General features: G+C 74.1%; 6 protein-coding genes and 1 pseudogene. 4 read left to right on the top strand and 3 right to left on the bottom strand.

Annotated features, from left to right (window positions below; genetic code table 11):
* Window positions 1–451 (top strand): nuclear transport factor 2 family protein (locus tag ACFW2E_RS40190; RefSeq protein WP_384475035.1); only part of this gene is annotated, 451 nt, incomplete at its 5' end.
* A gap of 3 nt (window positions 452–454) precedes the next feature.
* Here the strand turns inward: ACFW2E_RS40190 and ACFW2E_RS40195 are convergent.
* Entirely contained in the window at window positions 455–655 is a 201-nt protein-coding gene (locus ACFW2E_RS40195) for a DUF5999 family protein (protein WP_384475037.1), read from the bottom strand.
* Window positions 656–890: 235 nt separating this feature from the next.
* Between ACFW2E_RS40195 and ACFW2E_RS40200 the strand changes: the two genes are divergently transcribed.
* A complete protein-coding gene (locus ACFW2E_RS40200) occupies window positions 891–1,721 on the top strand; it encodes a pentapeptide repeat-containing protein (RefSeq protein WP_384475040.1) in 831 nt (276 codons plus the stop codon).
* On the opposite strand, the gene ACFW2E_RS40205 is transcribed toward ACFW2E_RS40200, so the two are convergent.
* Window positions 1,683–3,218, bottom strand: coding sequence for a cytochrome P450 (locus ACFW2E_RS40205; RefSeq protein ID WP_384475043.1), 1,536 nt, complete (start codon window positions 3,216–3,218; stop codon window positions 1,683–1,685). The genes ACFW2E_RS40200 and ACFW2E_RS40205 overlap by 39 nt on opposite strands.
* A gap of 108 nt (window positions 3,219–3,326) precedes the next feature.
* Between ACFW2E_RS40205 and ACFW2E_RS40210 the strand changes: the two genes are divergently transcribed.
* Both ACFW2E_RS40210 and ACFW2E_RS40215 read left to right on the top strand, forming a co-directional pair.
* On the top strand, window positions 3,327–3,932 hold the full coding sequence (locus ACFW2E_RS40210) for a TetR/AcrR family transcriptional regulator (protein WP_384475046.1): 606 nt from the start codon (window positions 3,327–3,329) through the stop codon (window positions 3,930–3,932).
* 88 nt (window positions 3,933–4,020) lie between these two features.
* Window positions 4,021–4,746, top strand: a complete 726-nt coding sequence (locus ACFW2E_RS40215; RefSeq protein ID WP_384475049.1) for a DUF2470 domain-containing protein — start codon at window positions 4,021–4,023, stop codon at window positions 4,744–4,746.
* Here ACFW2E_RS40215 and ACFW2E_RS40220 read toward each other — a convergent pair.
* A pseudogene (locus tag ACFW2E_RS40220) lies at window positions 4,714–5,559 on the bottom strand (lactonase family protein); the annotation flags it as partial. The gene ACFW2E_RS40215 and the pseudogene ACFW2E_RS40220 overlap by 33 nt on opposite strands.
* Window positions 5,560–5,643 lie beyond the last annotated feature (84 nt).

Here is a 5,643-nt window from a genome sequence, read left to right on the forward strand (position 1 = left end):
CTCCGCCGCGACCCGGCAGCTCGCCAGCCGGGCCTGCCGCAGGGTCCAGGGCGCCGCCCCGTCCGCCGATCCCGACCTCGGGCGGCAGCGCGAGGTGCTCGACGCGTTCCTGGCCGCCTCCCGCGGCGGCGACTTCGAGGCACTCGTCGCCCTGCTCCACCCGGACGTGGTGCTGCGCGCCGACGCGGGTGCCCTGGTGCGCGGAGCGGCCGTCTCCAAGGTGGTGCGCGGGGCGAAGGCGGTGGCCGAACAGGCCGCGATGTTCTCGCAGTTCGCGGGCTCCGCCCGGCTCGTCCTGGCCAACGGCTCGGTGGGTGTCGTCACCGCGCCCGAGGGCCGGCCCCTGTCGGTCACCGCCGTCACGATCGCCGACGGGAGGATCACCGGGATGTACATCCTGGCCGACCCCGAGCGCCTCGCCCGGCTCGAGCTGCCCGGCCCGGAGAACTGACGGTCAGGCGGCCACGGTCGGCGGCCCCGGGACACGGTGCGGGCCGACGGCCCGTCCGTCGGGGAGGAGCTCACCGGTGTCGTCGAAGACGATGGTGCCGTTGCACAGCAGGCTCCACCCCTGCTCGGGGTGGGCCGACACGACGAGGGCCGTGCGGTGGTCGGGGAGGTCGGCGGTGGGACACGGGGGCTGGTGGCTGCACATGGTCCGTCTCCTATGCTCGTCCGGCTCCTGCCTCTGCCGGCTGCTTCCTCTGTGGTAGCCGAGCTTGTTTTCCACCGTATGAGAAGACCCCCACAGGGCCGGAAACCCATCGGTGAGTTTCCGTTCCCCGCGGGGCGGGGGGCACCGGGCGGGCGACGGTGCGGCCGGGCAGGGGCTGCGGGCCGCGCAGGCGGTGGCGTGATCGTCCGGCCCGGCAGGTCAGTAGGGTGGGGGCATGCCTGATCACATAGCCGACCGGTCCGGACTGCGCGGCGACTGCGCGCGCTGTTTCGGGCTGTGCTGTGTCGCCCTGCCCTTCGCCGCCTCGGCCGACTTCGCGGTCGACAAGCCCGCTGGGCAGCCCTGCGGCAACCTCCGGGGCGACCACCGCTGCGGCATCCACACCGATCTGCGGCGGCAGGGCTTCACCGGCTGCACGGTCTACGACTGCTTCGGCGCCGGCCAGAAGGTCTCCCGGATCACCTTCGGCGGTCAGGACTGGCGCGGCGGCCCGAAGGAGCACGCCCGGCTGATGTTCGACGTGTTCCCGGTCGTACGCCAGCTCCATGAACTGCTGTGGTATCTCACCGAGGCGCTGAGTCTGCCCGCGGCCCGGCCCGTCCACGCGGAGCTGCGCGCGGCTCTGGAGAAGACCGAGCGGCTCACCGGCCGGACCCCCGGGGAACTGGCCGCGCTCGATGTCGCCGCGCACCGGCAGGAGGTCAACGTCCTGCTGCTGCGCACCAGCGAGCTGGTACGAGCGGGCGTCCGCGGCAAGAAGAAGGACCGCAGGGGCGCGGACCTGATGGGCGCCCGCCTCAAGGGGGCCGACCTGCGTGGCGCGTGCCTGCGCGGCGCCTACCTCATCGCCGCCGACCTGGCCGGCGCCGACCTGCGCGACGCGGACATGATCGGCGCCGACCTGCGCGACGCCGACCTCACGGACGCCGATCTGACCGGCGCGTTCTTCCTGACGCAGCCGCAGCTCGACGCGGCCCGGGGGAGCGCCGGAACCCGGCTGCCGGAGTCAGTCACCCGTCCCGTGCACTGGGCAGCGCGGCTCTGACGCCGCGCCGGCCGGGACGCCGGCCCGCGCCGCGGCCACCGGCAGCGCACGCCGCTCCAGGTGCAGTCGCAGCCCCTCCGGCATCAGCGTGAGCCGTTCGGTCACCCGCAGCCGGTAGCCCGGGTCGGGCCGGAGGCCGTAGCGGCGCAGCAGCAGGCCGAGCACCAGGGTCGCCTCGTGGAGCGCGAACTGGCGGCCGATGCAGGCCCGCGCACCGGTACCGAACGGTTTGAAGGTGTGCGGCGCACGCCCCCGTACGGCCTTCGCGTCGAACCGGTCGGGATCGAACTCCTCGGCGTCCGCGCCCCACACCTCGGGGTCGCGGTGCAGCATCGGCGTCAGCACCAGGGCCCAGGCGCCCCGCCGCATCGGGTGCTCCCCGGCCAGCACCGTGTCCTGGCGTGCCTCGCGGGCGTAGGCGGGCGCGGTGGGCCACAGCCGCAGCGACTCGTCGAGGATCCGGCGCACATACCGCAACTTCGCGACCTGGTCGTATCCGGGCGCCGGGGTGTCGCCCCAGACGCGGTCGACCTCGGAGCGGGCGCGCGCGGCGGCGTCCGGGTGGCGGGAGAGGTAGTGCAGCGCGAAGGACAGCGCGCCGGACGTCGTCTCGTGCCCGGCCACCAGGAAGGTGATCACCTGGTGCCGGACGTTCTCGGGTGACAGCCGCTCCCCGGTCTCCGGGTGCGCGGTGTCGAGCATCCGGTCGAGCAGGTCCCCGTCCCCGCCGCCGGACCGGCGCCGGGCCCGCACCTGGTCGTCGACCGTGCGGTTGAGGAAGGCGATGTCGGCGGCGTTGCGCCGGGAGGCACGGCGCAGGAACAGCGGGGCCAGCGGAGCGGGCACGGTGTTGAGCCGCTGGGCGTAGCTGAGCGTGCCCACCATCGCGGTCACGAAGGGATGGAGCCGGTCGCGCTCGAACGATCCGAAGTCGTGCCCGAACCCGGTGCGGGCGATCGTCTCCAGGGTCAGCCTGGTCATGTCGCCCGGCACGTCCACCGCGCGTCCGGCCGTCATCTCGCGGTCCCAGTGGTCGGTCAGCCGCCCGGCCACGTCCAGCATCATGGGGTGATAGGCCTCCATGGCCTCGCGGCCGAAGGCGGGGGCCAGGACGTCGTGCGCCAGCTGCCAGTTGGGTTCGTGGTTGTACGCCGTGAACAGCCCGTCCCCGGCGACCGGGCGCAGATTGGCGATCCCCAGGCCCACATGCTTGGCGAACCGGGACTCGTCCGAGATGTCGGCCGCGATACGGGCGCCCCACACGAACACGAACTCCTTGCCGAACGCCTTGCGCCGGAAGACGGGGCCGAGCCGGCGGGCGTAGCGCATGGAGTCCTGCACGGGCGTGCGCCGGTCGGCACCGAGGATGTCGCCCAGCAGGGGCACCCGGTGCGGGGGATGCGGAATGCGGTGCAGCTCGGGCCAGCCCTGCTCGGCGCCACGGAAGCCCCTGGGCAGCCCCTGCCCGGCCGTCGTCCTCGTGTCCGTCTCCGCCATGGCGCGATCTCCCTTGATCCGGCCGCAGGTCGAGCGTGTTGTACGTGGGTTCAATAGAGGGTTTCAGTGTGATCCCCTTGTTGAATCGGCGTCAAGTAAAGTGCGGGCATGGCCTCGAATCCGGGCGAGCGCACCCGCCGCAGACTCAGCACCGAGGAGCGCCGGGAGCAGCTCCTGTCGGTGGGGGCCGGGCTCTTCTCGGAGAGCCCGTACGACGAGGTGTGGATCGAGCAGGTCGCCGAGATCGCCGGGGTCTCGCGGGGGCTGCTGTACCACTACTTCCCGACCAAACGGGACTTCTTCGCCGCGGTCGTGGAGCGCGAGAGCGAGCGGATGCTGCGCATGACCGAGGCGGTGCCCGGTGTGCCGGCGCGCGAACAGCTCACCGCCGGCCTCGACACGTACCTGGCGTACGTCGAGGCCCACGCCCACGGCTACCGGGCCTTCCACCGTGCGGACGCGGCGGGCGACCAGGTCGTGCGGCGCGTGTACCGGCGGGCCCTGGCCGCCCAGGAGCGCCAGATCCTGGCCGCCCGCGCCGCGGATCCGGAGTTCGGCCCCGCCTTCGGGCAGCGGCCCGAGGTGCGCCTGGCCGTGCGGGGCTGGCTGGCCTTCACGACGGCGGTCTGCCTGGAGTGGCTGCGCGGCGCGGACCTGACCCGGGATCAGGTGCGGGACCTGTGCGCGCGGGCGCTGCTCGGGGTCCTCGCATGACCCGTTCCGGGTGACACATGGCGGATCCGTGGTTGGCCTGCACCTAGATCTCCGGTAAGTTAGGCAAGGCTTACCTAAGGAGGTTGGGATGGGTGGCAGCAAGACCTGGACGGCCGTGCCCGGCGCGGCGGAACAGGCCCGTTCGGTGCTCGCCGCGGCGTGGTCCTGCGCGGTGACCGCGGAGGGCGGGCGGGAGGAGATCGTCGGCGCGCACACCGTGACCGAGGACGGCCGGGTGATCCTTCGTGTGCCCGAGGGCAGCGCCCCGCTCGCGGCCGCTATCCGCGCACCGCGCGGCGAGCCGTCCGCCGTGCTGGAGTTCGCGGACGCCGCGCCCGTCCCCGTCCGCGACCGGATCCGCGCCCGGCTCCGGCTCGCCGGCCGGTTCGCCGTCGAGGACGGTGACCTCGTCTTCCGGGCCGCACGCGTGGTGCTGTGCCGGCCCTCCGGCGCCGTGGTCGTCGACCTCGACGAGTTCGCCGCGGCCGAGCCCGACCCGCTGGCCACCGCCGAGGCCCGGTTGCTGACCCACCTCGCCGACGCCCACCCGGACGCCGTCCAGCGCCTCACCCGCCTGGTCGACGGCGACAGCCTGCACGCGGCGGTCCGCGTCCAGCCCCTGGCCGTGGACCGGCACGGGCTGACGCTGCGCATCGAGCGCGCCCGCGCCCACGGTGACGTCCGACTGCCGTTCCACGCGCCGGCCGACGACGTGCCGCAGCTGGCCGAGCGCATGCACGTCCTGCTGACCCAGGCGGGCGCCGCCTCTCGTCCCCGCTCGCTACAGCGGCAGCGCGCAGACGGCGACCGGTGAGGCGAACGGCTCGCCCGTCAGCCGCAGCGCACCGTCGGCCGGATCCACCTGGAAGACGCTGACGGTACCGGAGCGCTGGTTGGCCGCGAACAGCAGCCGCCCGTCCGGCGAGAAGGCGATCTGCCGGGGGAAGTCACCGGCCACCGGCACGGTGTCGAGCAGCCGGAGCCGGGCGCCGTCCGCCTCGACGGCGTAGCGGGTGAGGCTGTTGTCGCCGCGGTTGGCGAGATAGGCGTACGAGCCGTTCGCCGTCACCAGGATCTGCGCCGGGTAGCTCGTGCCGCCGCCGGTGCCCGTGGACTGTACCTCGCCGATCGTCAGACGGCCGCCGGCCGGGTCGTAGGCGCAGACCGCGACCGTGTTGTCGACCTCGTTGGCCAGATAGGCGTACCGGCCGTCCGGGTGGAAGGTGAGGTGGCGCGGGCCCGCGCCCCGCCGCGTCCGCGCCCTGGAGACCTCGGTGAGCGTGCCCCTGGCCGGGTCGAGGCGGTAGGTGTAGACGGTGTCCGTGCCCAGGTCGACGGCGAGCACGTGACCGCCGTCGGGACTGGTGACGAACTGGTGCGCGTGCGGGCCCTGTTGTCCGGGGCCGGGCGGCGGACTGGAGTGCGTGACCAGGCCGGTGCGTTCCCCCAGGGCGCCGTTCGCGTCGATCGGATGCACGGCCACGCTGCCCGACTGGTAGTTGGCGCTGAGCAGCCACCGCCCGGTGGGGTGGACGGACAGATGACAGGGTGCCGAGCCGCCGGTGCTCCGGGTGCCGAGGATCCGCCGGTCGGCCAGGCGGGCCGCGGGGACACCCCCCGCCGCGCGCGCCGCGCCGGCGGACACCCGGGGGGCGGGCGGGGGCACCCCGACGGACTAACGGTGGGCGCCGCCGGGGAGCGTGGCGGGTGA

This window comes from Streptomyces sp. NPDC058964 (genome assembly GCF_042741275.1).
Classification (GTDB): Bacteria; Actinomycetota; Actinomycetes; order Streptomycetales; family Streptomycetaceae; genus Streptomyces.

What these genes read in the sequence shown, in the direction of transcription:
- ACFW2E_RS40195 (WP_384475037.1), bottom strand. Translation starts at nt 655, where the DNA reads ATGTGCAGCCACCAGCCCCCGTGTCCCACCGCCGACCTCCCCGACCAC.
- ACFW2E_RS40200 (WP_384475040.1), top strand. Translation starts at nt 891, where the DNA reads ATGCCTGATCACATAGCCGACCGGTCCGGACTGCGCGGCGACTGCGCG.
- ACFW2E_RS40205 (WP_384475043.1), bottom strand. Translation starts at nt 3,218, where the DNA reads ATGGCGGAGACGGACACGAGGACGACGGCCGGGCAGGGGCTGCCCAGG.
- ACFW2E_RS40210 (WP_384475046.1), top strand. Translation starts at nt 3,327, where the DNA reads ATGGCCTCGAATCCGGGCGAGCGCACCCGCCGCAGACTCAGCACCGAG.
- ACFW2E_RS40215 (WP_384475049.1), top strand. Translation starts at nt 4,021, where the DNA reads ATGGGTGGCAGCAAGACCTGGACGGCCGTGCCCGGCGCGGCGGAACAG.